Origin of the sequence: Rhodococcus sp. NPDC047139 (assembly GCF_040643435.1) — a bacterium.
Lineage (GTDB): Bacteria > Actinomycetota > Actinomycetes > Mycobacteriales > Mycobacteriaceae > Rhodococcus.
Map to the genome: position 1 here is coordinate 140,448 of NZ_JBEYUH010000007.1, position 25,544 is coordinate 165,991.

General features: G+C 67.7%; 26 protein-coding genes. 21 read left to right on the plus strand and 5 right to left on the minus strand.

Annotation, left to right across the window (positions count from 1 at the left end):
* Window positions 1-16 precede the first annotated feature (16 nt).
* Window positions 17-1,789 (minus strand): FAD-dependent oxidoreductase, encoded by a 1,773-nt coding sequence (locus ABZ789_RS11470; protein ID WP_358423527.1) that lies wholly within the window; start codon window positions 1,787-1,789, stop codon window positions 17-19.
* Between the two features lie 140 nt (window positions 1,790-1,929).
* Between ABZ789_RS11470 and ABZ789_RS11475 the strand changes: the two genes are divergently transcribed.
* The 3 genes from ABZ789_RS11475 to ABZ789_RS11485 all read left to right on the plus strand — a co-directional run bounded on the left by ABZ789_RS11475 (window position 1,930) and on the right by ABZ789_RS11485 (window position 4,779).
* A complete protein-coding gene (locus ABZ789_RS11475; protein WP_358423530.1) occupies window positions 1,930-2,676 on the plus strand; it encodes a phosphoglyceromutase in 747 nt (248 codons plus the stop codon).
* Between the two features lie 176 nt (window positions 2,677-2,852).
* Window positions 2,853-4,028 carry an ATP-binding protein gene (locus ABZ789_RS11480; protein WP_358423533.1) on the plus strand — a complete coding sequence of 392 codons (1,176 nt, stop codon included), beginning with the start codon at window positions 2,853-2,855 and terminating at the stop codon, window positions 4,026-4,028.
* A gap of 61 nt (window positions 4,029-4,089) precedes the next feature.
* Entirely contained in the window at window positions 4,090-4,779 is a 690-nt protein-coding gene (locus ABZ789_RS11485) for a response regulator transcription factor (RefSeq protein ID WP_358423536.1), read from the plus strand.
* On the opposite strand, the gene ABZ789_RS11490 is transcribed toward ABZ789_RS11485, so the two are convergent.
* Entirely contained in the window at window positions 4,761-5,579 is an 819-nt protein-coding gene (locus ABZ789_RS11490; protein WP_358423900.1) for a hypothetical protein, read from the minus strand. The two genes, ABZ789_RS11485 and ABZ789_RS11490, sit on opposite strands and share 19 nt — an antisense overlap.
* Window positions 5,580-5,624: 45 nt before the next feature.
* Between ABZ789_RS11490 and ABZ789_RS11495 the strand changes: the two genes are divergently transcribed.
* From ABZ789_RS11495 to ABZ789_RS11505, 3 genes are read left to right on the plus strand one after another with little or no spacing between them, the layout of a single operon-like run.
* Window positions 5,625-6,578 carry a Ppx/GppA phosphatase family protein gene (locus ABZ789_RS11495; protein ID WP_358423539.1) on the plus strand — a complete coding sequence of 318 codons (954 nt, stop codon included), beginning with the start codon at window positions 5,625-5,627 and terminating at the stop codon, window positions 6,576-6,578.
* Window positions 6,575-7,744 carry a hypothetical protein gene (locus tag ABZ789_RS11500; protein WP_358423542.1) on the plus strand — a complete coding sequence of 390 codons (1,170 nt, stop codon included), beginning with the start codon at window positions 6,575-6,577 and terminating at the stop codon, window positions 7,742-7,744. Before ABZ789_RS11495 ends, ABZ789_RS11500 begins: the two co-directional genes overlap by 4 nt.
* Before the next feature lie 4 nt (window positions 7,745-7,748).
* Window positions 7,749-8,705, plus strand: a complete 957-nt coding sequence (locus ABZ789_RS11505; protein WP_358423545.1) for a sugar phosphate isomerase/epimerase — start codon at window positions 7,749-7,751, stop codon at window positions 8,703-8,705.
* On the opposite strand, the gene ABZ789_RS11510 is transcribed toward ABZ789_RS11505, so the two are convergent.
* Window positions 8,664-9,080, minus strand: coding sequence for a hypothetical protein (locus ABZ789_RS11510; protein ID WP_358423902.1), 417 nt, complete (start codon window positions 9,078-9,080; stop codon window positions 8,664-8,666). The genes ABZ789_RS11505 and ABZ789_RS11510 overlap by 42 nt on opposite strands.
* A 93-nt stretch (window positions 9,081-9,173) precedes the next feature.
* Here ABZ789_RS11510 and ABZ789_RS11515 point away from each other — a divergent pair, with 93 nt between their 5' ends.
* The 7 genes from ABZ789_RS11515 (at window position 9,174) to ABZ789_RS11545 (ending at window position 14,637) form a co-directional block, all read left to right on the plus strand.
* Entirely contained in the window at window positions 9,174-9,833 is a 660-nt protein-coding gene (locus tag ABZ789_RS11515; RefSeq protein WP_358423548.1) for a MerR family transcriptional regulator, read from the plus strand.
* An 8-nt stretch (window positions 9,834-9,841) separates the two neighbouring features.
* Window positions 9,842-10,693: a thioesterase family protein gene (locus tag ABZ789_RS11520; protein ID WP_358423904.1), complete on the plus strand. Its 852-nt coding sequence runs from the start codon at window positions 9,842-9,844 to the stop codon at window positions 10,691-10,693.
* Window positions 10,694-10,767: 74 nt separating this feature from the next.
* Complete coding sequence (gene proC / locus ABZ789_RS11525; RefSeq protein ID WP_358423551.1) at window positions 10,768-11,604, plus strand: pyrroline-5-carboxylate reductase; 837 nt, start codon at window positions 10,768-10,770, stop codon at window positions 11,602-11,604.
* Between the two features lie 191 nt (window positions 11,605-11,795).
* On the plus strand, window positions 11,796-12,032 hold the full coding sequence (locus tag ABZ789_RS11530) for a helix-turn-helix domain-containing protein (protein WP_006552345.1): 237 nt from the start codon (window positions 11,796-11,798) through the stop codon (window positions 12,030-12,032).
* Window positions 12,033-12,303: 271 nt separating this feature from the next.
* Window positions 12,304-12,405, plus strand: coding sequence for an AURKAIP1/COX24 domain-containing protein (locus tag ABZ789_RS11535; protein WP_003402602.1), 102 nt, complete (start codon window positions 12,304-12,306; stop codon window positions 12,403-12,405).
* 220 nt (window positions 12,406-12,625) lie between these two features.
* Complete coding sequence (locus ABZ789_RS11540) at window positions 12,626-13,657, plus strand: NAD-dependent epimerase/dehydratase family protein (protein WP_358423906.1); 1,032 nt, start codon at window positions 12,626-12,628, stop codon at window positions 13,655-13,657.
* Entirely contained in the window at window positions 13,654-14,637 is a 984-nt protein-coding gene (locus ABZ789_RS11545) for a lysophospholipid acyltransferase family protein (RefSeq protein WP_358423556.1), read from the plus strand. The genes ABZ789_RS11540 and ABZ789_RS11545 overlap by 4 nt, the downstream gene beginning before the upstream one ends.
* A gap of 78 nt (window positions 14,638-14,715) precedes the next feature.
* Here ABZ789_RS11545 and ABZ789_RS11550 read toward each other — a convergent pair whose 3' ends face one another.
* Window positions 14,716-15,672 carry an HAD-IB family hydrolase gene (locus ABZ789_RS11550; protein ID WP_358423908.1) on the minus strand — a complete coding sequence of 319 codons (957 nt, stop codon included), beginning with the start codon at window positions 15,670-15,672 and terminating at the stop codon, window positions 14,716-14,718.
* Between the two features lie 208 nt (window positions 15,673-15,880).
* On the opposite strand from ABZ789_RS11550, the gene ABZ789_RS11555 reads away from it, so the two are divergent.
* The 8 genes from ABZ789_RS11555 to ABZ789_RS11590 all read left to right on the plus strand — a co-directional run bounded on the left by ABZ789_RS11555 (window position 15,881) and on the right by ABZ789_RS11590 (window position 23,563).
* On the plus strand, window positions 15,881-16,171 hold the full coding sequence (locus ABZ789_RS11555; protein WP_358423559.1) for a glutaredoxin family protein: 291 nt from the start codon (window positions 15,881-15,883) through the stop codon (window positions 16,169-16,171).
* Window positions 16,172-16,331: 160 nt separating this feature from the next.
* A complete protein-coding gene (locus tag ABZ789_RS11560) occupies window positions 16,332-17,201 on the plus strand; it encodes a redox-sensing transcriptional repressor Rex (protein ID WP_358423562.1) in 870 nt (289 codons plus the stop codon).
* Complete coding sequence (locus ABZ789_RS11565; RefSeq protein WP_358423565.1) at window positions 17,198-18,622, plus strand: glutamyl-tRNA reductase; 1,425 nt, start codon at window positions 17,198-17,200, stop codon at window positions 18,620-18,622. The genes ABZ789_RS11560 and ABZ789_RS11565 overlap by 4 nt, the downstream gene beginning before the upstream one ends.
* Entirely contained in the window at window positions 18,619-19,629 is a 1,011-nt protein-coding gene (gene hemC / locus ABZ789_RS11570; RefSeq protein ID WP_358423568.1) for a hydroxymethylbilane synthase, read from the plus strand. The genes ABZ789_RS11565 and hemC overlap by 4 nt, the downstream gene beginning before the upstream one ends.
* A 63-nt stretch (window positions 19,630-19,692) precedes the next feature.
* Window positions 19,693-21,258, plus strand: a complete 1,566-nt coding sequence (locus tag ABZ789_RS11575; protein ID WP_358423571.1) for a bifunctional uroporphyrinogen-III C-methyltransferase/uroporphyrinogen-III synthase — start codon at window positions 19,693-19,695, stop codon at window positions 21,256-21,258.
* Window positions 21,259-21,338: 80 nt separating this feature from the next.
* Window positions 21,339-22,316: a porphobilinogen synthase gene (hemB, locus tag ABZ789_RS11580; protein ID WP_358423574.1), complete on the plus strand. Its 978-nt coding sequence runs from the start codon at window positions 21,339-21,341 to the stop codon at window positions 22,314-22,316.
* Window positions 22,313-22,846 carry a hypothetical protein gene (locus ABZ789_RS11585; protein WP_358423576.1) on the plus strand — a complete coding sequence of 178 codons (534 nt, stop codon included), beginning with the start codon at window positions 22,313-22,315 and terminating at the stop codon, window positions 22,844-22,846. Before hemB ends, ABZ789_RS11585 begins: the two co-directional genes overlap by 4 nt.
* Before the next feature lie 210 nt (window positions 22,847-23,056).
* Window positions 23,057-23,563: a hypothetical protein gene (locus tag ABZ789_RS11590; protein ID WP_358423579.1), complete on the plus strand. Its 507-nt coding sequence runs from the start codon at window positions 23,057-23,059 to the stop codon at window positions 23,561-23,563.
* Here ABZ789_RS11590 and ABZ789_RS11595 read toward each other — a convergent pair.
* A complete protein-coding gene (locus ABZ789_RS11595) occupies window positions 23,545-25,491 on the minus strand; it encodes an acyl-CoA dehydrogenase (protein ID WP_358423582.1) in 1,947 nt (648 codons plus the stop codon). The two genes, ABZ789_RS11590 and ABZ789_RS11595, sit on opposite strands and share 19 nt — an antisense overlap.
* Window positions 25,492-25,544 lie beyond the last annotated feature (53 nt).

Consider the following 25,544-nt stretch of genomic DNA (forward strand, 5'->3'; position numbering starts at 1 on the left):
GTGAGCCTTCCGGCGGTCAGCCGGCGAGGATGTGCGGAAGTCCCGCCCGGTAGCGGTCGGCGTCGATGCGCCGCAGCGGTTCGAGTTCGGGAGGTTCGTGCAAGCGGTACTGCGCGGGTGGTCGTGCGGGCGAACCCGCGGCCTGCAGTAGGGCGCCCACAGCCGCTCGGGCCGATTCGTTCGCGCCCTCCATCGTCGCGAGGTCTATGTCGGTCCGCACGTAATCGCCCGCGAGGAACAGATTCGGTATCGCCGTCCGTGCCTCCGGGCGACTCGCGAGCGATCCGGCAGTGTTGATGAGAAGCGGTGTGTCGTTGGTGTTTCCCGACGGTCCCCAGCGAACCCCGGGGTCGAGGAACCACGAGACGATGTCGTTCTCGTCGATCGCTCCGGTGCCGTCCTCGAGGCAGGCCGCCATCTGTGCCCAGGTCTCGCGGGCGATCTCCTCCGCTGTGCACTGTTTCGCGGGCTTCCCGTAGAGGATGCCCGGGGTGTCCCAGTCGGAGATGTCCACCGACAGGCAGTCGTGCGCCGAGCCGTCACCGTAACGGTCTGCGAAGTTGCCGCGCCAGAACTGTGCCTGGCTGATAGAGGTCAGTGCCCACGGGGAACCCAGATACGCGACATGACCGGGTGTGATCGGAGTGGGACGGCGCAGGAAGTACTGGATGCCCACCATCCAGTCGGTGACGAGGTCGTTCATCGCCTCCAAGCGTGGGTCCAGTGCGAGGACCTGCGGGGACCATAGAGGGATGGCGCGTTCGACCGGCATCGCTGCGACGTACCAATCGGCGTCCACCGTTGCGCGGGCACCCGACCGGTCGACGACCCGCGCGCCGGTGATCCTCCCGCCGACGATCTCCAGAGCTTCTGCTCCCCAGCCCATCTCGAACTTCACGCCGAGATCGCGCAGGAGTTGCGCCCAGGGGTCGATCCACGCCTCGTTGGTCGGCGCCGACAGCACACGGTCGAGATGACCGTACTGCGGGACCGCGCCCATGGCGTTCCAGACGAAGGCCTGGCCCATGATGCCGATCGTGCGGGTCGACGCGCTCTGCGGTCGCGCCGCGACGAGTTGCCGGGTCAGGGCCGAGACCAGGATCTCCCGGTAGCCCTGCGATTTCCCCTCTGCCTCGAGGGTCTGCGCCCAGGTCTCGTTCTCCCACTGATCGTTCCGGCGTTCGATACTGCTGGTGAGGAACATGACGAGTTTGCGCATGAAGATCGCCAGTTCGTTCGCGGGGATCGAACCGCCGAGCGAGAACGCCGCCGACAGGCTTTCCTGCAGACTGAGCGGGTCGTAGACGTCGAACCGCAGTGGCGCTATCGAAGCGGGTGCGGTGAGATCGGGGGCGCCGGGGATGGCCATCCGGAAGGCGTCTCCGGAGACGAGATTGTCGAAAACGCCATTCGGGTTTCCGGGAAAGGGGATCCGGCGCATCGTGTCCGGAATGTGCTGGTAGAAGCCCGGAAAGAATCGGAAACCATGCTCGCCCGGCAGATCGAGCCGCCCGTCGGCCGCAGTGCCGGGAGAAGGGATGCTGCGAGCCTTTCCGCCGAGGGCTGTCGGTTCGAAGACCGTGACGTCGAAACCGCGTTCGATCAGTTCGTGTGCGGCGGTGAGACCCGCCATTCCGCCTCCGAGGACCGCGACTCGTCGCCCGCTCGAATGCACCGCCGGTGAGCGCCGCGCGGGACGGGCCGCCGCCGTGGGCGGGAAGGCGGCGGCGCCGCCGAGCGCGCCCAGGGCGGTGAGAACGGTGCGGCGGGACAGACGTGAATCGGACATGGGACCCCCAGGCTCGACGACCGTAGAGCGTGACGCGCGATGCGGACCGAACAGTTGTAGGCAACGCGCGTTGTCAGATATAGCCGACAATCGGGGCGCCCGTAGGCGAAATCGACATCCGCGCGTGTCAGGATTGGACCATGAGTATCGGAACACTTGTTCTGCTCCGCCACGGCGAGAGCGAATGGAACGCGATGAACCTGTTCACCGGCTGGGTGGACGTACACCTGACCGACAAGGGGATCGCCGAGGGGAAGAGGGCCGGTGCCCTCCTCGCCGAGCACGGTGTGTTGCCCGACGTCTCGTACACCTCTCTGCTGCGCCGCGCGATCAGCACCGCCAATTTCGCGCTCGACGTCGCCGATCGGCACTGGATCCCCGTGATCCGCGACTGGCGTCTCAACGAACGTCACTACGGTGCGCTCCAGGGCAAGAACAAGTCCGAGATCAAGGACGAGTTCGGCGAGGAGCAGTTCATGCTGTGGCGTCGCAGCTACGACACGCCTCCGCCGCCGGTCGAGCCGGGTTCGAAGTACAGCCAGGACACCGATGTGCGGTACGCGGACCTCGACGAGGTTCCGCTCACCGAGTGCCTGAAGGATGTCGTCGCGCGTCTGGTCCCGTACTGGGAGTCGACGATCTCGAAGGACCTCCTCGCGGGCAAGACCGTGCTGGTCACCGCTCACGGCAACTCGCTGCGTGCGCTCGTCAAGCATCTCGACGGGATCTCCGACGACGACATCGCCGGCCTCAACATCCCGACGGGCATCCCGCTGCGTTACGACCTCGACGAGAACCTGCGCCCGCTGAATCCGGGCGGCACCTATCTCGACCCCGAGGCCGCGGCCGCAGGTGCGGCCGCCGTCGCGAACCAGGGCGCCAAGTAGCCGGTTCCCGCCGTGGAGACCCGACCCCGTCGCCGACCGGCGGCGGGGTCGGCTCGTCTCCGTTGGGCAAACATCGGGTTAACAACACTCCAACAGCCGAAAAAGGCGGTGTGACGTGCGCAAAAAGACGACGACCCGCTGTTCGTCGGGGTAGCGGTGTCATTACGATTCCATATGTGAGTGTTACGCAGGCCGTCTTACTGGCCGTGGTCGCCGCCGTCCTCGGCGGTGTCGTCACCGTTGCCCTCGGAAAGATGGCGCAGCGTCGCGCACACGGTGCCGACGAGGCCGACCTCACGATGATCGACGTACTCGACCGCGTCGTCCGTGAAGCACCGATCGGTATCGCCGTGGTCGACAAGTTCCACGACGTCATCCTGTTCAATCCCCGGGCCGAGGAGCTCGGACTGGTCCGCCACCGGCTGATCGAGGATCGGGCCTGGGCGGCCGCGACTCGGGTACTCGAAACGAGAAAGCCGGTCGAACTCGACCTGTGCACGAAGCCCTCACTCGGCCGTGAACCCGTCGCCGTTCGCTGCACGGTCCGTCCGCTGCTGGACCGCGACCCGCGCTTCGTCGTGCTGTACGCCTTCGATGATTCCGAGCACGTCCGGATGGAGGCGACCCGACGCGATTTCGTCGCCAACATCAGCCACGAGCTGAAGACTCCGGTCGGGGCGATGGCGCTGCTCGCGGAGGCCCTCCTCGAATCGGTCGACGATCCCGACACCGTCCGCCATTTCGGTGAGCGGGTGCAACACGAGGCGAACCGCCTCGGCAACATGGTGACCGAGCTGATCGCCCTGTCCAAATTGCAGGGTGCGGAGAAACTACCGGATCTCGAAGTGGTGGACGTCGACACCGTGGTGGCGGAAGCCCTCGACCGGACACGTCTGACCGCCGAGAACGCGTCCATCACGATCAGCACCGACCGGCCGAGCGGGTACGAGGTGTGCGGCGACCGGACGCTGCTCGTGACCGCCCTGACCAATCTCATCGAGAACGCGATCGCATACTCGCCGTCCGGTTCGCCGGTGACGATCAGCAGGTCGTTGCGCGACGGCAAGGTTGCGATAGCCGTCACCGACCGCGGTATCGGGATCGCGAAGGAAGACCAGGAACGTGTCTTCGAACGCTTCTTCCGCGTCGACAAGGCAAGGTCGCGGGCCACCGGCGGGACCGGTCTCGGGTTGGCCATCGTCAAGCACGTCGCGGCGAACCACCACGGTGAGATCACGCTGTGGAGCAAGCCGGGCACGGGCTCCACGTTCACGCTGCTCATCCCGGTCCATGTCGGGGAAGGCGAAGACGACGAGACCGATCTGCACGCCGAGAAGGCGGTCGGATCGTGACGCAGAAGCAGCCCGGCTTCCCGGGTGGACGGACATCGAGGAACAAACGGAGGACCAGGTCGTGACGCGTGTGCTGATCGTCGAGGATGAGGAATCGCTGGCGGATCCGCTGGCCTTCCTGCTGCGCAAGGAAGGATTCGAGACCACGATCGTCGGCGACGGCCCGTCGGCCCTCGCCGAGTTCGATCGGCAGGGCGCCGACATCGTCCTGCTCGATCTCATGCTCCCCGGCATGAGCGGCACGGACGTGTGTAAGCAGTTGCGGACACGTTCCGGTGTTCCGGTCATCATGGTCACGGCCCGCGACAGTGAGATCGACAAGGTCGTCGGACTCGAGCTCGGCGCAGACGACTACGTCACGAAGCCCTACTCGGCGCGTGAGTTGATCGCACGGATCCGGGCGGTTCTGAGGAGGGGGGCCGAGACCGAGACCGAGACCGGCCCAGCCGACGGCCTGCTCGAGGCGGGGCCGGTGCGGATGGACGTCGACCGCCACGTCGTGCACGTCAAGGGTGAACCGGTTGCCTTGCCGCTCAAGGAATTCGACCTGCTCGAGTATCTACTGCGCAATTCCGGACGAGTACTGACCCGCGGCCAGCTCATCGACCGGGTATGGGGAGCCGATTACGTCGGCGACACCAAGACCCTCGACGTCCACGTCAAGCGGCTGCGCTCGAAGATCGAGGAGAACCCTGCCAAACCGCGCCACCTCGTGACGGTGCGCGGTCTGGGCTACAAGCTCGAGGCCTGACCGGAAGCGGCTCGGGCTGCGGCGGTCGCGGGATGGACCGCGATCAGGCCGAGTCCCTGACGCCGCCGGCACAGGCGTGCAAGTTCGTCGTAGGCCGCCGCACCGAGGAGTTCGGTGAGTTCGGGCGCGTACGACTGCCACACCGGGCGCTCGCCGACGTGCGCGTCCGGGGAACCCGAGCAGTACCAGTCGAGATCGTGACCGCCTTCGCCCCAGCCGCGCCGGTCGTATTCGGTGATGACGGTGCGTAGCACCTCGGTGCCGTCGGGGCGCTCGACCCAGTCCTGGGTGCGCCGGATCGGCAGTTGCCAGCACACATCGGGCTTCATCTCGAGAGGCTCGATGCCGCGTCGCAGCGCCATCGTGTGCAGCGCGCATCCCGGTCCACCTTCGAAATCCGTCCGGTTGAGGAAGATGCACGCACCCTTGTAACGGCGCGTACGCAGAGCGGGCTCGTCGTCGATCTCGTCTTCCTCGAGGTAACCCTTCTTGCCCAGACCCTTGTCCATGAACTGCCAATCGGCCGGGGTGAGGTGTTTCACTGCCTTCGACAGTTTCTTGCGATCGTCGTCGTCGGAGAGAAAAGCCCCGTGCGAGCAGCAGCCGTCGTCGGGGCGTTCGGCGATGATGCCCTGGCATGCGGGGGTGCCGAACACGCAGGTCCACCGCGAGAGCAGCCATGTCATGTCTGCTGCGATGACGTGCTCGTCGTTGTCGGGATCGGTGAACTCGACCCACTCCCGCGGAAAGTCGAGTGGGACCTCCGGAGCCGGGTCGAGTTTGTGTGGGGCGTGGGACATACCTGCTGTCACAGAACCCGACGGTAGACCCAGTACCGTATTGATGTGCGCTTAGGGGTACTCGACGTGGGAAGCAACACCGTTCACCTGTTGGTGGTGGACGCTCATCGGGGTGGGCACCCCACGCCGATGAGTTCGACGAAAGCCACCTTGCGGCTGTCGGAGAACATGGACGACAACGGTGACATCACCCGCAAGGGTGCCGACCGGCTCGTCGAGACCACTGCCGAGTTCGCCAGCATCGCCCGCACCTCGGGATGCGGAGAGCTCATGGCGTTCGCGACCTCCGCAGTGCGTGATGCGGGGAACTCGGACGAGGTCCTCGCCCGGGTGCGCCTCGAGGCCGGGGTGTCACTGGACGTGCTCTCCGGGGAGGACGAAGCGCGGCTGACCTTCCTCGCCGTGCGGCGCTGGTACGGCTGGAGCGCCGGACGGATCCTCGATCTCGATATCGGCGGTGGTTCGCTCGAGCTCACCTTCGGTGGCGACGAGGATCCCGAGATCGCCTATTCCCTTCAACTGGGTGCGGGCCGGCTCACTCGCGACTGGTTCCGCGAGGACCCGCCCGGCAAACGCCGCATCGCGGCGCTGCGTGACTGGCTCGACGCCGAACTGGCCGAGCCGGCGAAGATGCTGCGCAGCGCCGGAGATCCCGATCTGTGTGTGGGGACTTCCAAGACCTTCCGCACGCTGGCTCGCCTGACCGGTGCTGCTCCGTCTTCGGCCGGCTTGCGGGTACAACGAACCCTGACGGCGAGCGGCCTGCGGCAGCTCATCGCCTTCATCTCGCGGATGACCACGGCCGACCGTGCAGAATTGGAAGGGGTCAGTTCGGACCGGTCCGAGCAACTCGTCGCAGGCGCTCTCGTCGCGGAGGCGAGCATGCGCGCCCTGGGGGTGGAGACGCTGCAGATCTGCCCGTGGGCGTTGCGGGAAGGGCTGATTCTTCGGAAGCTCGATACGAACATGGGTGGCGAACTGGTGGTGGCAACCGGATGAGCGGGAATCGCAGCAATGACACGGGGCAGATCTCCGTTGCCGAGCTGTTGGCGCGTAACGGCCAGAAGGTGGGTACGCGGGCCGGCGGACGACGCCGGCGCGGTGCAGGCGGGGGCATCTCGGTCGCCGAGCTGACGGGCGAGATTCCCGTCACCCGGCCGTCCAGCGGTGAGGACGAGGGAAGCAGACCGTCGGACTCCGGCAGCACCGACGACCGGACGGTTACGGTCGCCCCTGTAGCGGCCGTCGAGGCGGATTCCCGCGAGCCGGAGATCCTGCCGGTTCGGAAAGCTGCCCCGGCGCCCGAGGCGGCCGTGCAGAAGTCGTCAAGCTTCGCGTTGTCCGACGTCGAGAAGACCACCGTGACGCCGCGGGCCGCTGTGGACGCGAAGGAACCGCCGGTCGCGGCGGAGCCGAAGGTGACGGCGGAGCCGAAGGTGCCGTCGGTGACAGCGAAGCCGAGCGCATCGACCGCGACTCCGCCGAAGATCGAGTCGCCGACCGAGATCATCCGCCCCGAGGCGCTTCCACGCCGGGCGCGGGCACATCTCGACACGGTCGGCGCAACGGCCTCGCGGTCCAGCGAAGGTGTGGCGCGAACGGCTGCGTCCGGGCCGAAGAAATCCGAGAATGCGCCGATCGAACCTGCGGTGCCGGTGTCCAAGCCCGATGTCGCCGAGCCGCGACTGCTCTCCGGTCCCGCCAGCGACCTGCAGGGCACGGGTTCCGACGCCGACGCTGCGACCCAGACCTTCGGCCCCGCCGCCGGGGTGTCCGATCCGGTTTCCGGCGAGACGGCACCGTCGACGCGTTCACGGAAGTCGCGCAGCAAGGCGACCGCGGCCGACGACTCGGCGCGTGTCGATGCGGACGACGAGACTTCGGAGGACGCGGAGCAGGGCAGCAGCCTGAAGCAGTGGGTGTTGCTGATCGGCGAGAGCCTCGCGGCCATCGTGGCCGGCGGGTTGCTGTTCAAAGGCTTCGAACGGCTGTGGGATCTGATGCCGTGGATCGCATTCGCCCTGGCGCTGCTCGTGATAGTCGGCCTCGTCGCGTTGGTGCGTGTCCTGCGGCGCACCGACGACATCGCCAGTCAGCTCATCGCGCTCGCCGTGGGAGCGTTCGTCTCGTTCGGACCCCTGTTGTTCCTACTGCCCGGCGGGTGAGCCGATGGCGACCGCGCAGGGAATCCGGGTAGGACTGTCCACCGCTTCGGTCTATCCGGAGAACACCGAAGCGGCATTCCGTTTCGCCGCGGACCTCGGATTCGACGGCATCGAACTGATGGTATGGGCGGAGCCTTTGAGTCAGGAACCTGTCTCGGTGGAACGCCTCGTGCGCAAATACGGCATCCCGGTTCTTGCCGTCCACGTGCCCTGCCTGCTCATCTCGCAGCGGGTGTGGGGAGCGGATCCCGCCGCCAAGCTCGATCGTTCGGTGCATGCCGCCGAGATCCTCGGGGCGGAGACCGTGGTGGTCCATCCTCCCTTCCGGTGGCAACGCCGCTACGCGGACGGCTTCACCGACCAGGTCGCAGCACTCGAGACCGACAGCCACGTCGCGGTGGCGGTCGAGAACATGTATCCGATGAGAGCCGACGTTCTGTTCGGCGGCCGTGATCGCGGCGCCGAACGTCTGCGCAGGCGCGGCCCCGGACGTGCGGTGTCGGCCTACAGCCCGTCGCTCGACCCCACCGACACCGGCTTCGCGCACTACACGCTCGACCTGTCGCACACCGCGACCGCAGGAGCGGACGCCTCCGCGCTGGCGGACCGGATGGGGGAGGGGCTTGTGCACCTCCACCTCGCGGACGGCAGGGGTTCTTCGCTCGACGAGCATCTCGTCCCCGGGACAGGTACGCAGCCGTGCGCGGAGATCTGCCGCCGGCTCGCCGCGAGCGATTTCGGCGGCCACGTGGTGCTCGAGATCAGCACGCAGAGTGCGCGTACGCGTGCGGAGCGCGCGGGGATGCTGGCACGTTCGCTCGCCTTCGCGCGCACGCATCTGAACCGCTCCGCCAGGCGCGCGATCACGACAGCGCCCGAGAATCCCCGGCATGCGGACATCGCACGCATCCCTGCCGCCTCAGAGAGCGGTGATTCCGGCGGCGAGCACGGCGACGCCTGAGATCAGCACGCCCGCAGTGAGGCAGGCCGCGCCGATCGGTACCGAGACGAACATGCGGCCGGGACGTCGAGGGTCGGCGCCGACTACCGACAGGAAGAACCCTGCCGGCATGAGGATGGCAGCCACGAGCACTGCGATGGTGCCCGCTGCCGACCAGCCGGGTGACGCGCCGACCACATGGGTGAGCACGGCGATCAGAAGCCCGAGGACGACCAGTACGCCGGCGTGGGCGTGACCGGCACGGAAGAAGGTCTTCTGCAGGTCGTTGGCCGGCACTCCGCCTGCAGCGACCCGCAACAGGAAGGTGCCCCCGAAGGCGATGCCCACCACAGTGAGCAGGGTGACGCCGAGAACGATGATCACGAGCGGATGCATGACGCCCTCCTCGGGCAGTTCCACCACGCTGGATAGTTTCTCTGTCCAATATTGGATAGCTGTAGTATCCGATGTCAAGGACGGAGGTGGACTGTGCGTATCTCGGAACTCGCCGAGCGCTCCGGCGTGCCGCTGCCCACGGTGAAGTACTACCTGCGAGAAGGACTGCTCATACCGGGGGTGGCGACGAGCGCCACGTCCGCGATCTACGACGAGGGCCACGTCCGCCGTCTGGCTCTCGTCCGGGCACTCGCCGCGCAGGGTCTGCCACTCGAGAAGATCAAGACCGTCGTCGATCTCGTCGACAATCCCCGCGACGATCTGTTCGTCGAGCTCGGCCACGCGATCGCCGCCCTGCCGCCCTATGTGGACGACTCGGCCGGTCCCGACTTTCCCCGGGCCCGCCGGCTGCTCGAACGTCTCGGCCAGCTGTACGACCCGCGTTTCGCCGCCGTGGCGCAACTCGAACATGCACTCGCGGCACTCGAAGCCGCCGGCCTGCGGATGGGGGAACGACGTATCGACACCTACGGCCGGCACGTCCGCGCCATAGCCGAGGTCGACCTCGAGCTGCTGCCGACACGTTCGAGGGAAGCGACCGTGGAGGCCGCCGTACTCGGTACGGCCCTCTACGAGCCGGTGCTCACGGCCATGCGCCGACTGGCCCATCAGCATCTCGCCGCCCGAAGGTTCGGCTCGGACGAACCTCCCACGACCAGTGGCGATCCAGCCACGCACGACCACCGGGAGTAGAAGTGACCATCACCGACCAGCCCTTCCGTGACCTCACCTCGGTCACCCGGGTGCCGAGCGACGCCCCGGAGGGGACCGCCCTCTGGCACGCCCACATCGCCCCGGAATGGAGCATCGGACCCAAGGTGCACGGCGGCTGCATGCTGGCGGTGTGCGCCTCCGCAGCCCGACGGTCGGTGCTCGACGCGGGCGTCGACCCGATCACGCAGCCCCTCGCGGTCAGTGCCTCGTTCGTCGCCGCGCCCGAACCCGGCGACGTCGATCTGACCACCGTCCTGCGCAAGCAGGGCAAGCAGGTCGGTGTCGTCGACGTCGAGCTGTCCCAGGCGGGCCGCGTGGCGGTGCGCGCGACCATCACGCTCGGTACTCCGGACAGCGAGAAGCCTGTGCACTCCGTGCCGCACCGTGCCTCCGTCATGCCTGCGGACCCGCCGGCCGAGTCGGTGCTGATCACGCCGGATCACCCGATGGGCCGGATCGTGAAGTTCGCGTCGGCCTCCCGCCTCCGGATCGACGCCTCCACCGCGCGGTTCCTCGACGGCGAGGAAGGGGAGCCGGTCGTGTCGATGTGGACGCAGCCGTTACCGGGCGACGAAGCCGATGTGGACACCTCGGTGCTGTTCGCCCTCATGTGCGGCGACGTGTCGGCGCCGGTCACCATGAACCTCGGTAGGTTCGGCTGGGTGCCGACCGTGCAGCTCACGGCCTACCTGAGGCAGGTGCCGGCTCCGGGATGGCTGCGCGTGACCGCCGAGAGCAGTGTCCTCGGCAACACCTGGTTCGAGGAGGACCACACCGTCGTCGACTCGACCGGCGCGGTGGTCGTGCAGTCACGGCAGCTCGCCATGATGCCCCGCTGACGCGAGGTGGGGCCGATCCCGCTGCCGGCCCACCGTGATGCGGACCGGATGAGCTGTCGTGGCAGGCTGTCCCCATGACGAGAATCGCAGTGATCGGTGGCGGAAGGATCGGCGAGGCGCTGGTCTCCGGTCTGCTGAAGAACGGCTTCGCGACGAAGGATCTCGTGGTCGCCGAGAAGTTCGAGGAACGACGTGAACAGCTCGGCCGGGACTACTCGATCCGGGTCACCGGCAGCACCTCCGACGCCGCCGAAGGCGCCGACGTGGTGGTCGTAGCCGTCAAGCCCAACGATGTGGATGCCGTCGTCACGGACCTGGCGGCGATCGATGCCGACAACGACGACGAGCAGATCCTGGTGTCGCTCGCGGCGGGTATCCCCACGGTCCGCTTCGAGACCAAACTTCCGGCCGGATTCCCCGTTGTGCGCGTAATGCCGAACACCCCGATGCTGGTCGGTGAGGGTGCGAGCGTCCTGGCCGCCGGCCGGTACGTCAAGCAGCATCACCTCGACACCGTGCGCGAGATCCTCGCAAGTGTCGGAACGGTCTCGGTCGTCCCGGAATCGCAGATCGACGCCGTCACCGCAGTCTCCGGATCCGGCCCCGCCTATTTCTTCCTCGTCGCGGAGGCGATGGTCGACGCCGGTGTGGCGCTCGGCCTGACACGGACGGTGGCCACCGACCTGGTTGTGCAGACCATGACCGGCTCGGCGGCCATGCTCGCGCGATCGGGCGACAATGCCGCTGACCTGCGTGCTGCGGTCACCTCGCCGGGAGGCACCACCGCAGCGGCGCTCCGGGAACTCGAACGCGGGGGCCTGCGCACGGCCTTCTACGAGGCGCTCGACGCCGCGAAACGTCGCTCCGCTCAGCTCGGTGCGGCTTCGGACCAGCCGCCGGCCACCCCCTGAGCCGGCCCTTCCGTAACCGCCTGACAGGCGTCCACGCGAGGCGTAGCGTGGCGACGAATGCCTCGCCCGCCGGAAATTCTCCAGCTGCATCGTCGCACAGGAACCATTCGTCACGCTAAGCTCGAATCAGCACGTGCGTGTCTGTTCCGCCGGAGGGGAAGCCGGCGGCGCGGGCGTGCCGGAGGTGTGTAATGGTTTCAGGAAACACGCCGTCGAAGGGTCAACCTCAAGACGGACAGTCGGTTCTCGCCGGTACCCAGTTCCTGACGGTTGCCGAAGTGGCAGCTCTCATGAGGGTGTCGAAGATGACCGTGTACAGGCTGGTGCACAGCGGCGAACTCCCCGCAGTGCGTGTGGGACGCTCGTTCCGCGTACACGCGAAGGCCGTCCACGACTATCTGGAGACGTCGTACTTCGACGTCGGATAGGGACGGTCCGTGTCGTCGGGACGATAGTCGGCAGGTCGTCGGGGGACGACTGTTCGACGAGTGGCATCCGATGCGTGAGGGAAGTCGCGTGCCGGGACGGACCTCGGTTTCACCCTGGTGCGCCGCCCCGGTAGGATTGCTTGTCGTCGTACCGGCCAGCCGGTGTCGTGAGGCGCTGTAACTCGTCGCCACGAGGCCCAGCGTCGACATACATCAGGCGTACGTCACCGGCGTGCGCAGGAACGCTACAAGGAACGTGAGGGATGCCCACATGGGATCTGTGATCAAGAAGCGCCGTAAGCGCATGTCGAAGAAGAAGCACCGCAAGCTGCTCCGCCGCACTCGAGTGCAGCGTCGTAAACTCGGCAAGTAAGCCCTGCGCCTGCACGATGCCCGTCACCTCCGCGGTGGCGGGCATCGTGCGTGTGTGCATCTCGAGCGAGGAAGGCTCCGCTGTCGTGCGACGTCGGCCGAGTGCCCGTATTGTGGGACGGCATACCGCACCGGGACGAATGTGACCGACGACGCGTGTGTGGCAGCAGGGGGTTTCACGAGTGGTTTCGCAGGGGCACGTTGTGGCACGACCACGAGTCGTGCTGGTCACTGGTGCAAGTCGGTTCCTCGGCGGTTTCCTCGTCACCAGACTTGCCCAGAACCCGGACATCGAGCGGGTGATCGCCGTCGACACCCAGTCGCCCACCAAGGACATGCTCCGACGGATGGGACGAGCCGAGTTCGTGCTGGCCGACATACGTAATCCGCTCATCGGCAAGATCATCCGCAACATGGACGTCGACACCGTCGTTCATGCCTCTGCTGTGACGAAGGCACCCAAGTCCGGCAGTCGCACCGCGATGAAGGACATGAACGTCCTCGGGGCGATGCAGTTGTTCGCGGTCTGCCAGAAGGTGCCGTCGGTGCGCAGAATCGTGCTGCGATCGTCCTCCGTCGTCTACGGCTCGAGTGCCAAGGATCCCGCGAAGTTCACCGAGGAGATGAGCGCACGCCGCCGGCCCACCGGTGCGTTCGCCCGCGACATGATGGAGGTCGAGGGGTATCTGCGTGGAGTGGCCCGACGGCGCAGCGACATCGCGACCACCATCCTCAGACTCGCACCCACCGTCGGGAACAGGTTGCCGGGTTCTGTGTCGAGCTATCTCACGTCTCCGCTGGTCCCGAACGTGCTCGGTCGCGACGCGCGCCTGCAGTTGCTGCACGAAGAGGACGCCCTCGGTGCGCTCGAACACGCCGTGATCGCCGGACCGCCCGGGACGTACAACATCGCCGGGGAGGGGATCGTCATGATGACCCAGGCCGTCCGTCGCGCCGGCGGTCTCACGGTTCCGATGCCCTACTCGCTGTTCCGCACGGTGGGGCACGCGCTCATGGGCTCGGTGATGAACTCCTTCACCAAGGAGGAGCTCGACTATTTCCACTTCGGATGCGGACTCGACACCACGCGCATGCGCCAGGAGTTCGGCTTCGAACCACGATGGAGCACGAGGGAAGCGCTCGACGATTTCGCCCGGGGCCTCGCACTCACCCGGATCGCCAAGACCGAATGGGTGGACAAGGTCGAATCGATGGCGCACTCCCTGCTCGGACAGACGAGGGAGGCGCGATGACGGAGGTCGCAAAGGTCATCCCGTTGCGCGGCGGCAACCGGCGCCCGAGTGAACGGGTCATACGCACGCCTCACCCGTCGATGGGCCCGCCGCCCACCGACGAGCAGATGAGCCGCACCGACCGCTTCTTCGACGACATGCGCAGCACCCTCGCGCAGCAGATCAGCGCCACCGCAGAGTTCGTCCGCCGCCGCATGACCGGCGACTACGAGGTGGACGAGTTCGGATTCGACGCGCACTTCACCGACAACGTCGTCCTGCCGGTCCTGCGGCCACTGTTCGACAAGTGGTTCCGCGTCGAGGTCCGCGGTATCGAGAACATCCCTGCGGACGGCCGGGCGCTCGTCGTCGCCAACCATGCCGGCACGCTTCCCGTGGACGCGCTCATGACATCCGTCGCCGTGCACGACCACGCGAACCGGCCGCTGCGCATGCTCGCCGCCGACCTCGCCTTCGGCCTGCCCGTCGTCGGCACCGTGACGCGCAAAGCGGGGCACACCCTCGCATGTCATCCCGACGCCGAGCGTCTCCTCGCCCAGGATCAGGTGGTCGCGGTGTTCCCCGAGGGCTACAAGGGTCTCGGCAAGCCGTACAAGGAACGCTACAAACTGCAGCGTTTCGGACGCGGCGGATTCGTGTCGGCGGCGTTGCGGACCCAGGCGCCCATCGTCCCGTGCTCGATCGTCGGATCCGAGGAGATCTATCCGAACATCGCCGATCTCAGCTCGCTCGCGCGCCTGCTCGGTCTGCCGTACTTCCCGATCACCCCGCTCTTCCCGGCATTCGGTCCACTCGGGGTCGTACCGCTTCCGTCGAAGTGGTACATCGAGTTCGGCACACCGATCGTCACCGACGTCTACGACGAAGCGTCGGCCGAGGACCCGATGGTGTTGTTCGAGGTCACCGACCACGTGCGCGAGACGATCCAGCAGACGCTCTACAAACTCCTCACGCGGCGCCGCAACGTATTCCTCGGCTGAGTCCGAACCCCGGCCTGTGGTGCGGCGGTGTCGTCGGCACCGTGTGAAGTGAACGCGGTGAAAGTCACCGCCGTGCGGTCAGGCCGCGCGATCTCGGCGGCGACCCACGAGGACCGCGACCGCGCCCCCGGCCGCTCCGAGTCCGAGCGCGGTCGGCACCCCGACCTTCGCGGCCTTGCGCGCGGTCCGGAAATCACGGATCTCCCACCCCCGGGTGCGCGCGACCTGCCGCAGATCCGGATCCGGATTGATCGCAACTGCCGTGCCCACCACCGAGAGCATGGGCACGTCGTTGTGACTGTCGGAATAAGCAGTGCACCGCTTCAGGTTCAAACCCTCGCGGATGGCCAGGGCGCGGACCGCATGCGCTTTGCCCAGACCGTGCAGGATGTCGCCGACCAGCCGGCCCGTGAACCGACCGTTCTCCGACTCCGCGACAGTCCCCAGCGCACCCGTGAGCCCGAGACGTTCGGCGATGACATCGGCCAGCTCGACCGGTGTGGCGGTGACGAGCCACACTTGCTGGCCTGCGTCGAGGTGCATCTGTGCCAGCGCGCGGGTACCGGGCCAGATCTTGTCGGCGATGATGTCGTCGTAGATCTCTTCGCCGAGACGGCGCAGTTCCTCGGTGGACCTGCCCTGTACGAACGACAGGGCCTTGTCGCGGCCGCTTGCCACGTCGTTCAGATTCTCTTTGCCGGTGAGACGGAACTTGACCTGCTGCCATGCGAACTCGAACAGGTCGGATTTATCGAAGTAGTTCCGTGCGACGAGACCACGGGCGAAGTGAATGATCGATGCGCCCTGCACCATCGTGTTGTCGACGTCGAAGAAGGCCGCCGCGGTCAGGTCGTGCGGAACGGGCGGGGTGGCGGGAGAGGGCTCGGGCTCGACCCGGGATTCCTGCAACGCGAGAGCCGCGTCGGCGCTCGCCTCGCCTGCGAGGTTGGCGCGTACCTCTTCCTCGCTCGGCCCGAACTTGCGAGAGAAGAGCCGACGTCCGGGGCGGATGATGCGCGCCCATGTCTCACCCATGCCCCAGCCGTAGGGAAACGAACGTCCTGGCACTCGCACCTCCGGTGTCGTAACGGTCGGGGCTTCGAAACGTGCATGGCCGTGCCCGCCGCGTTCGCGGTCGGCCCGGGCCAAGCCTAGCCCGCGAAGCAGCTCGTCACGGGCAGGTCGTCGCCGCCTCCACCGGGTGTGACGTTCATCTCGACAGCTCGTGCCGCACAGTGGAGGCATGAACGGGTTACCTTCTTCGGCAGCGACCGGGTCCGTGAGCGGCCATCATCTGACGCTTCTCGTCCGCGCGGGATGCGGCGCGTGCGGCCCCGCGCGCGAACAGCTCGAGGCTCTCGGAGAGGAGCTCGGGGTCGAGGTCACCTGCATCGATGTCGATATCGCTGCCGCAACCGATCCCGACCTGAGGGCCGAATTCGGAGACCGTCTGCCCGTCGTTCTTCTCGACGGCCGCGAGCACAGCTACTGGGAGGTCGACGAGCCGCGCCTGCGTGCCGATCTCGCTCGCTGAGCCCCCGCGTCGTCCTCGTACAGCAGGTGGGAAGCACATTCGGGGCCGATCGAGCAACTTTGTGCATGGCTTCACAAGCGGTTACCGTGGTGTGAACGATTTTCCCGGATCACCGTGAGGCCAGGCGTGTGTCCACCGGCCGGACGAGGAGCCACGTACCGTGACGCAGTTGCACCCACCGCAGGGCGAGGACGCTCGCGGCACAGCCGGGTCCGGCGAGGGTGCCACTCCCACCCCTCCGGTCCGCGATATCCCACAGGCTACTGTGACGCGTCTCGCGACCTATCTCCGGGTCCTCGGTGCCTTGGCGGAAGCCGGCACGCTCATCGTCTCCAGTGAGGAACTCGCGGCGGCGGCGGGAGTCGGTTCCGCCAAGCTGCGCAAGGATCTGTCCTTCCTCGGGCCCAACGGAGTGCGTGGGGTCGGCTACGACGTCCTGCGCCTTCAGTCCCGTATCGAAGCGGCCCTCGGGCTCGACCGGGGTCACCGTGTCGTGCTCGTCGGAGTGGGCAGTCTCGGCCGCGCCCTCGCCCGCTATCCGGGTTTCGACCGTCGCGGTTTCACCATGGCCGGACTGTTCGACTCGGACCCGGCCGTCGTCGGCACGCAGGTCGGCGATCTCGTGGTACGCCATGTCGACGGTCTCGAGGCCGTCGCACGCGAACTCGGCGCGACGATCGGTGTCGTGACCACCCCCGACGAGGTGGCGCAGCAAGTGTGCGATCGGCTCGTCCTCGCCGGAGTGCGCAGCATCCTCAGTTTCGCGCCCGTCGAACTCGATGTGCCCGAACACGTCGAGGTCCGCCGCGTCGACCTGTCGGTGGAGATGCAGGTCCTGTCGTTCAACAGCACGCGCCACGACGAGACCGCCCCTGCCGCGAGCACAGATGTTCGCCCCGCAGCCGGTGAGGTACGCCCTGCCGGTATCTCACGGGTCTCCACCAGAAGCTCTGCTCGGCGTACCACAACAGGAAAGGCGGGTCCTATGGGCTCGGCCGCGACCAGAAACGGATCGGTGATCGCGCCGTGAGTGTTCTCCTCGTCGGGATATCGCATAGGAGCGCACCGGTCCCGGTGCTCGAGAAAGTGGCGGTCACGGACACCGACCGCCCCAAGCTGACCGACAAGATGCTGGCGTCGGACAAGATCTCCGAAGCGATGATCGTCTCCACCTGCAACCGGGTGGAGATCTATGCGGTCGTGGATGCCTTCCACGGTGCGCTGGCCGCAGTGAGCGAACTGCTCGCCGAGCACTCCGGTCTACATGTCACCGAACTGCACAAGCATGCCTACGTCCGCTACAGCGAGGCGGCCGCCGAGCATCTGTTCTCCGTCGCGAGCGGTCTCGACTCGATGGTCGTGGGTGAGCAGCAGATCCTCGGTCAGATTCGCACGGCCTATGCCGCCGCCGACGCCCAGCAGGCCGCCGGCCGCACCCTGCACGAACTCGCTCAGCAGGCGCTGCGCGTCGGCAAGCGGGTTCATTCCGAGACCGGCATCGACGCCGCCGGTGCCTCCGTCGTGTCGGTCGCGCTCGACAAGGCCGCGAAATTCCTCGGCGACGGCGGGCTCCGCGGCCGTACCGCCGCCGTCATCGGGGCGGGAGCCATGGGCGGTCTCGCCGTCGCACATCTCACCAGGGCGGAGGTCGGCTCCATCGTCGTCGCCAACCGCACCCGCGATCGCGCCGAGCGACTCGCCGAGACCGCGCGCGCTGCCGGAGTGGACGCGGACGTCGTCGGGTTCGACGATCTCGCGACCGCGCTGGGCCGTGCCGACGTCGCCGTCACCTGCACCGGTGCAGTGGGGACGGTCGTCACGCTGGCCGACGCGCACCGCGCGCTCGCGCAGCCCGGCCGCGGCGAACGTCCCCTCGCGATCTGCGATCTCGGTCTGCCCCGTGACGTCGATCCCGCCGTGGCGGGTCTTCCCGGCGCGCAGGTCTTCGACATGGAGTCGTTGCAGCGCGATCCGTCGGCCGGCGCCGCGGCATCCGATGCGGAGGCCGCGCGCAAGATCGTCGCCGCCGAGTTGGCGGAATACCTCGCCGCGCAGCGCCTCGCGGAGGTCACCCCCACCGTCACGGCGCTGCGCCAGCGCGCCGCCGAGGTCGTCGAGGCCGAACTCATGCGGCTCGAGTCGCGACTGCCCGATCTCGACGACGGCCAGCGAGGCGAGGTCGCCCGTACGGTCCGGCGGGTGGTCGACAAGCTGCTCCACGCACCGACGGTGCGGATCAAGCAACTCGCGTCGACGCCGGGCGGCGACCAGTACGCCGAGGCACTGCGGGAGCTGTTCGAACTCAGTCCGGGCTCGGCCGAGGCCGTCGCGACGCCCACCAAGGAACTGACCTCGCTGACAGATCCCACCCTGGCGGCGGATCTGTCCGCCGCACTGGACCCCGCTGTGACCACCGAACTTCAGGCTTCACGAAAGGACGGCACCGCATGAGCACCGAGGCCGCATCGGTTACCCGCGACGATGCTGCTCGGCAGGATCGTCCCCTGCGGATCGGTACCCGCGGCAGCGTTCTCGCCACAACGCAGGCCGGCACCGTGCGCGACGCACTCGTCGCCGCCGGTCGTCCGGCCGAGCTCGTGATCATCACCACCAAGGGCGACGTCACTCCCGGCCCCGTGCAGCGCATCGGTGTCGGGGTGTTCACCGCCGAGTTGCGGGAAGCCTTGCTCGCCGGTGAGGTCGACGTCGCCGTGCATTCCTACAAGGATCTGCCCACCTTCCAGGATCCGCGCCTGGTCATCGCGGCCGTCCCCGAGCGGGAGGATCCGCGCGATGCCCTCGTCGCCCGCGACGGACTCGTGCTCGGGGAACTGCCGCCCGGATCGAAGGTCGGCACCTCCGCGCCGCGGCGTCGGGCCCAGCTCGCAGCCCTCGGACTCGGACTGCAGATCGAACCGCTGCGCGGCAACATCGACACCCGCATCGGCAAGGTCGACTCCGGGGAACTCGACGCCATCGTCATCGCTCGCGCGGGCCTGTCGAGGATCGGCCGCTTGGACCGGGTCACCGAGTCCCTCGAACCGGTGCAGATGCTTCCGGCGCCCTCGCAGGGGGCGCTCGCCGTAGAGTGCCGCGCGGACGATCCCGAGATGATCGAGCTGCTCGCGGGGCTCGACCATGCGCCGAGCCGCGCGGCGGTGATCGCGGAGCGCTCGCTGCTCGCCGAACTCGAAGCCGGATGCACCGCACCGGTCGGTGCGATCGCCGAGGTCGTCGAATCGCTCGACGACGACGGCCGCGTGATCGAGGAATTGTCGGTGCGTGGTTGCGCCGCCGCCCTGGACGGATCGGATGTGCTGCGAGCGAGCGCGGTGGGGGCGCCGGAACGGGCCGAGGAGCTCGGCCGCCGGATCGCCCGCGAACTGCTCGAACTCGGCGCGCGCGAGCTCATGGTCGAGCACGGAGTCGTTCCCGAGACCGGCCCTGCCGATGATTGACGCAGCCGTGACCAACACCCGATTTGCCCTTACCCCTGATTTGACCGCACTGGAGAATGACCGATGAGCCGAGTCCGTAAGCACAACCCCGGACGCATCCTGTTCGTGGGATCGGGTCCGGGAGATCCTGCGCTGCTCACCGTGCGCGCGCGCGACGTGCTGGCGGGCGCCACGATCGCCTTCACCGACCCCGATGTCGACAAGGGCGTCGTGGCCCTCGTGGGTGTCGATCACGGCACCGATCCGGAGACCGGTGAGCCGGTGGCCGAGGTCCGTCCCGCCCTCGGTGAGCCCGCCGAGGTCGCCAAAACGCTTGTCGCAGAAGCGAAGGCCGGGCGCGACGTAGTGCGCCTGGTAGCCGGCGACCCCCTCACGACCGATTCGGTGATCGCCGAGGTCAACGCCGTCGCCCGCACGCAGGTGGTCTTCGAGGTCCTCCCGGGTCTGCCTGCCGGATCGTCGGTGCCGAGCTACGCCGGCATGGCGCTGGGCTCGTGCCACACCGAGGTCGACGTGCGCGGTGAGGTCGACTGGGCCGCGCTCGCCGCCGCCCCCGGCCCCCTCGTTCTCCACGCGACCTCCGGCCATCTCGCCGAGACCGCCAGTGCGCTGGTCGAACACGGGCTCGCGCCGCAGACACCCGCGGCGATCACCGTGCGCGGCACCACGCGTCAGCAGCGCACCGTCGAGGCGACGCTCGCAACCCTCAACGACGCGGGCTCCGAACTGGTGGGGCCGCTCGTCGTCACGGTGGGCAAGGTGGTCTCGAACCGGAACAAGATGTCGTGGTGGGAGTCGCGCGCACTGTACGGCTGGACAGTGCTCGTGCCCCGCACCAAGGATCAGGCAGGGGAGATGAGCGAGCGGCTCATCACCCACGGTGCCATCCCCATGGAGGTGCCGACGATCGCCGTCGAGCCGCCGCGCAGCCCGGCTCAGATGGAGCGTGCGGTCAAGGGTCTGGTCGACGGTCGCTACCAGTGGGTCGTGTTCACCTCGACCAACGCCGTGCGTGCGGTCTGGGAGAAGTTCGAGGCTTTCGGTCTCGACGCACGGGCATTCTCGGGCGTCAAGATCGCCTGCGTGGGTGAGGCGACCGCCGACAAGGTGCGCTCGCTCGGGATCATCCCCGAGCTCGTTCCGAGTGGTGAACAGTCCAGCCTCGGTCTGCTCGCGGAATTCGCGCCGTACGACGACGTCTTCGATCCGGTCAACCGGGTGCTGCTGCCCCGCGCGGACATCGCCACCGAGACACTCGCCGAGGGCCTGCGCGAGCGCGGCTGGGAGATCGACGACGTCACCGCCTACCGCACCGTCCGTGCTGCTCCGCCGCCGGCCGCGACCCGCGAGATGATCAAGACCGGCGGTTTCGACGCGGTGTGCTTCACGTCGTCGTCGACCGTCCGCAACCTCGTGGGTATCGCCGGCAAGCCGCACGCTCGCACGATCGTGGCCTGCATCGGCCCGAAGACGGCCGAGACTGCGATCGAGTTCGGCCTGCGGGTGGATGTGCAGCCCGAGACCGCGCAGATAGGGCCACTGGTCGATGCGCTCGCCGAGCACGCGGCCCGGCTCCGGGCCGAGGGAGCGCTGCCCCCTCCGCGGAAGAAGTCCCGCGCCCGCCGCTGATGTTCTCGACCACTCGTGCGCGGTTCCGGTAGTCGCCACTACCGGAACCGCGCACGACCTGTATGGAAGGTGTTCTCACCGTGTTCCCCGACATCCGACCCCGCCGGCTCCGCCGTACCCCAGCGATCCGGCGGCTCGTGGCAGAAACCTCCCTCGAACCACGTCACCTCGTGCTTCCGATGTTCGTCGCCGACGGGATCGACGAACCACGTGAGATCGCCTCGATGCCCGGGGTGTACCAGCACACCGCCGACTCGTTGCGTAAAGCTGCGGCCGAGGCCGTATCCGCCGGTGTCGGCGGACTGATGATCTTCGGTGTGCCCAGCCCGGAGGACAAGGACGCGGCCGGCACCGCCGCGACGGATCCGGAGGGCGTACTCAACCGCGCACTGCGCTCGCTGCGCAGCGAACTCGGCGACTCGACGGTCCTGATGGCCGACACCTGTCTCGACGAGTTCACCGATCACGGGCATTGCGGTGTACTCACCGATTCCGGCGTCGTCGACAACGACGCGACCCTCGAGCGTTACGCGGAGATGGCCGTCGCCCAGGCCGAGGCCGGAGCCCATCTGCTCGGTCCGAGCGGAATGATGGACGGACAGATCGGATTCATCCGTGCCGCCCTCGACGAGGCGGGACACACCGAGGTCGGTCAGCTCGCCTACTCCGCCAAGTACGCCTCGGCGTTCTACGGCCCCTTCCGGGAAGCGGTGGGTTCGTCCCTCGAGGGTGACCGTCGTACCTACCAGCAGGACCCGGCCAACCGCCGGGAGTCGCTGCACGAGGTGGATCTCGACCTCGCCGAAGGCGCCGACATGGTGATGGTCAAACCTGCGATGTCGTATCTCGACGTGTTGCGCGAGGTTGCCGACCGCTCGCCCGTGCCGGTGGCCGCCTACCAGATCTCGGGGGAGTACTCGATGATCACCGCGGCTGCGCAGAAGGGCTGGATCGACCGCGACGCGGCGATCCTCGAATCGCTCGTCGGTATCCGGCGCGCCGGTGCGGACATCGTGCTCACCTACTGGGCCGCCGAGGTCGCGGGGCGGCTGTCATGAGTTTCCCGGCACCGCCCGCCGGACCCGGTCCGGCCACGAATCGCCCCGTCCCCGGAGACGTCACGACGGCCTATCAATTGTGGTGTGGCGTACTCGCCCTCGCCGTCGTGAGTTTGGCGGCAAGTCTCGTCGACCTGCTGAGCCGACGCGACGAACTGCTCGAGCTCATGACCACGATGGCCGAGGAGCAGGCACTCGAAGGCGTCACCACACAGCAGCTCGAATCGGCGGTCCCGATGCTCGTCGCGCTGACCGCAGCCGTCGGTCTTGCCTTCGTCGGTCTGCTGTATCTGGTGGTCAGGCAGCTTTTGAAGGCCAAGAACTGGGCCCGGATGCTGCTGACCCTGCTCGGCGTGTTCATGTCCCTGTCGACTCTGCCCACCGTCTTCGGCGTGGGCGTCGGGGAGGGCGGCGCCGGGTGGATACTCGGTGTGGTGGGCATTTTGCAAGCCGTCGCGACAGTCGGCGCGATCGTGCTCATGCATCGGCGGGAGGCGAACCGCTTCTTCCTGCGGCTGCCGGAAGAGTAGACGGACCACTCGGTTTCATTGCGCGCGAGGGAATAGTACGGTGGGCTCACCATCCGGGGGCCTTACGGCCCTTCCTCCGAGCGAGAAGGACGTCATGCAGGTGGAACCGCGGCCCTATGGGCGCCGTCGCGAATTGGTGCTGATCACTCTCATCGCCGTCCTCGGCCTGCTGACCACGGTGCTGCTGGTGATCCCCGGCGCGTTCGCCGCTTGACCGCTCGACCCGGGTCCGACGCGACCGGTGGTGCCGGACCGCTGTTCCACGAACCCGGAGCGCGATGGGGAGCTGTAGCCCTCGGCCCGGCGTTCTGCATGGTGGCGCTCGTCGTCGAACTCGTCACCGGACCCGTCGTGCACTGGCTCGCGCTCCCGATCCTCGCGGTCGTCCTGGCCGGTTTCTCGTACGTCACGGTCGTGGCGGCCCGCCGGCACGTCAGCGTCGAACTGACACCCACCACCCTGCGGCAGGGCACGGAGGAGTTGCCGGTCGCCGAGATCGAAGCGGTGCTGCCCCCGCCGGACGACGGACGGGAACCCCAACGCTGGGAAACCGCCCGCAGTCTCGGAGAGCTGTCCGATGTGCCGCGTCGCCGCACCGCCGTCGGGTTGCGGTTGAAGGGGGGTGTGTTCGTGCGCGCGTGGGCGAAGGACGCCGACGAGCTTCGAGCACGGCTCGAGGAGCTCGTCGGCGACTCCGGTCAGACCGCGACGTCCTGAGGCGGAACCACCGCACCCTCGCGTTCGAGCATGGCGGCACCGAGCAGGTACTCGGGCACACCCAGCCCCTCCACGAGCGTGAGTGCGTGCGGACGCAGGGAGCGGCACCGTTCGTTGATGCCGCGAAGAACCGCCTTGGCGCGTTCGACCGAGAGCAGGCGGTGCTCCATGAACCACGCCTTGTCCTCGTCGATGATCGTCAGCGCGTAGAGATCGCACAATTCCGTGAGCAGATCGCGGGCGGTCTCGTCCGTGCAGTCCTCGATCGCCGCGACGAACGCCTCGAGCACGACCCGATCGATGTGCGCCCGGGCCGCGTGCAGAACGTGATCCTGCACGAAGTTGAAGGCGTCGAACGGATTGTCCTCCCGTTTCATGGCGGCCTGGAGACGACGCGCTGCCGTGGACAGCAGGTACTGTTCGCGGTCCTCGAACATCGCCACCTGCGTGCCGCGGTTGAAGAGGCTGCCGTCCTCCTCGTTGTCCTGGCGCGTGTCGACGATCGTCTGGATGATCTGCTGCGCCGCGGTGCGCTTCTTGACGATGTCGGAGATCGTGGTGGCGGCGAAACGCATCCACTCGACCGGGCTCATGCCCTGCACCTCGTCGGCGTACGAGGTGAGAAGTTCCTTCGCGACCAGCTGGGTCAGGACGTGATTGTCCCCCTCGAAGGTGGTGAACACGTCCACGTCGGCGCGGAGCGCCGTCAGCCGGTTCTCGGCCATGTAACCGGCACCGCCGCAGGCCTCGCGGCATTCCTGGATCGCTCGCGAGGCATGCCACGTATTGGCCACTTTCAGACCGGCCGCACGTCCCTCGAGTTCGCGCTGCTCCTGCGGATCGAGATCCTCCAGCGACATCGACTGCAGCCGGTGCATCGTGGTGAGCAGCTCGTTCTGGGCGAAACCGAGCGCGTACGAGCGGGCGATCAGCGGCAGCAGGCGACGCTGGTGGACGAGATAGTCCATGATCGGCACCTCCTCGTCGCGGCCGGGCGCGTCGAACTGGCGGCGCTTCTCGGCGTAGCGGGTGGCGATCGTCAAGGCGACCCGCGCGGCGGCACCGGCCGATCCACCGACGGTCACCCGGCCACGGACCAGCGTGCCCAGCATGGTGAAGAACCGTCGGCTCGGGCTGTCGATGCCGGAGACGTAGGTGCCGTCCGGTTCGACGTCCGCGTACTTGTTGAGCAGGTTCTCGCGCGGAACGCGCACCTGGTCGAACACGATGCGGCCGTTGTCGACGCCGGGCAGACCGCCCTTGTATCCGCAGTCCGAGGTCGTCACTCCCGGCAGGTCGTTTCCGGCGTCGTCGCGGATCGGCACGACGAAACAGTGCACCCCGTGGGTCTCGCCCTTCGTGACGAGCTGGGCGAAGACCGCCGCGAACCGGGCGTGCTGCGCCGCACCGCCGATGTAGTCCTTCCGGGACGACGGCGTGGGGGAGTGGATCACGAACTCCTGCGTGTCGGGATCGTAGGTCGCCGTGGTTTCGAGCGACTGCACGTCGCTGCCGTGCCCCGTCTCGGTCATCGCGAAGCAGCCGAGCACATCGAGATCGATGAGCCGTTCGACGTACTTCTTGTGGTGGCGCTCGGTGCCGAGGTTCTCGATGGCGCCGCCGAACAACCCCCACTGCACCCCGGCCTTGACCATGAGCGACAGATCGGACATCGCGAGCATCTCGATCGACGCGACCGCGCCGCCCGCATCACCGGTGCCGCCCGACTCGACGGAGAAGCCGGAGGCGGCATAGCCGTGATCGGCGAGTAGGCGCATCTGCTCGAGTGTGATGGCCCGGGCCTTGTCGATCTCGGGGGTGTAGTGCGGTGCGAACTTCTCGTGCGCGAGGTCGGTGCGCGCGCGTTCGCGGGCTTCGTGCCACGCGCCGTCGAGGGCTCTGCGGAGGTGTTCAGCTGTGGTCGGCATGCTGAAGACGATAGGTGCGCGAAGTCACTCGCGGCGCCCGATTTTCCTGGTAC